This window comes from Streptococcus sp. WM07, from assembly GCF_004570525.1.
In the GTDB taxonomy this organism is placed as follows: domain Bacteria; phylum Bacillota; class Bacilli; order Lactobacillales; family Streptococcaceae; genus Streptococcus.
The window spans coordinates 1-253 of sequence record NZ_SPPZ01000349.1; the positions used below are offsets into that span (position 1 = coordinate 1).

A 253-nucleotide genomic window follows, 5' to 3' on the forward strand; every position below is an offset into this window, starting at 1 on the left:
AAGAAACATCCTATCGCAATAGTTACTTCCTTTTTTTGCCAGTGAAGAGGAGTTCGCATTCTTGGGAGTTGCTTCAAAGAACTTCCTACGAACATGCGCCCAACATCCGACCAGACTGGCTTCCTTTTTCTTTACGACTAATTGGAAGACCTAGTTTGGCCCAATCAGATTCCTGTCTATAATTTGGAACCTTTAAATTGAATTTTTGATGGATAGTGTGGGCTATGATAGAAGCAGATCCTAGGCTATGAGC

1 pseudogene is annotated in these 253 nt (G+C 41.5%); it reads right to left on the reverse strand.

Annotation, left to right across the window (positions count from 1 at the left end):
- A pseudogene (locus tag E4T71_RS09505) lies at positions 1–253 on the reverse strand (transposase); the annotation flags it as partial.